The 1,237-nt window shown below is 63.4% G+C and carries 1 protein-coding gene; it reads right to left on the reverse strand.

Annotated features, from left to right (window positions below; genetic code table 11):
- Nucleotides 1–1,237: hypothetical protein (locus BP38_RS22875; protein WP_035725990.1), on the reverse strand; the 1,237-nt coding region annotated here is incomplete at both ends.

A 1,237-nucleotide genomic window follows, 5' to 3' on the forward strand; every position in this document is an offset into this window, starting at 1 on the left:
CCGCCTCGGCCACAACGCCCTCGACCTTGAACGACACACTCGACTCCGCCGTCCACTCGGTCTTGTCGCCGCAGTCGTTGCACTCCTGCCAGCCATCGATCAACTCGCGATACGCGCCATCCTCGGCAAAGCCGTCGTCGTCATACTCCTGCGTCTGCGCCTTGCCCGTCAGCGTGAAGTCCGTGCTGTCGTCAACCGGCAGCTCAATGCCAAGCTGGCCAGCCAGGTCCACAGACGTCGGACCGGCATACTCGCCCTCCTCGGACTGACCCTCGTAGCGCTCAAACGTCAGCGTCAGCTCGCTGCCGTCCTCAGAGACGCTCCAAACCGAACCGTCGCCAAGCACAAGCTCCCCGCCAAGCGCCTGCGTCTCACCGGTCGTGTCCACCCAGGACCCGTCGCTCTCGCCCTTGTTCAGGACAATCTGCGTGATGCCCTCGGACCCGTCATCGTCCTGCGTCGTCGCCGCGTACTTCACGTCAATCAGGCGGGCCGTCTCCGAGTCCCCGCCATGCGCCGCGGACGAGGTCTCGCCGTCCTCGGCAAAGCGGTACTCCTCAACAACCGCCTTCGTGTAGTCGAGCTCGCGCACAAAGTAGTCCGAGCTGTCGCTCGCCTGGGCGTCACCTTCCGAGACAGCACCGCCATACGGCGCCGCCTCGAACGCCAGCGCACCAATCGCATCGCCCTCGCAGAGTTCCGAGGCCTCCAGCGTGATCGTCCCGACGTTGTTGCTGCTGCCGAAATCAACCTGCTGGTAGACGCCGTCGTAATCCCCAGGCGCATCCGGCGACGAGCCAAACAGAACCGTCCCGAGCGCCTCGCCGTCCGGGTTGTACAGCGTCACCTGGCCGTACTCGCCCTGGTCCTCATTGTTGAACAGGTTCGAAACCGTAACCGTCACCGAACTCGCAGGATCATCAAGCGTGGCAACCAAAGCCTCGCTCGAACCACCCTCACCGTCCGGATCATGATTGATCTGATCGGGAACCTGCAGGCCGCGGTCCTCACCATCAACCAGGACACCCGCACCGTTCGGGTCAAAAGTCACATTCTCACCCGCAGCCAGGCTCTCCAGATCCAGGGACTCACCGGCCGTGTAGGCGCCAAAGGCCAGACCCGTCAGCTTCACACCCGTCTGAGACCCATCGTCGCTCAGATCAGAAACAACGGACTCCGAGCCCGCACCGTAAACCGGCAGGCAATCCCCATCGTACTCACCAAAACCAGCATCAGC

Source organism: Fodinicurvata fenggangensis DSM 21160 (assembly GCF_000686045.1).
Classification (GTDB): Bacteria; Pseudomonadota; Alphaproteobacteria; order Kiloniellales; family DSM-21159; genus Fodinicurvata; species Fodinicurvata fenggangensis.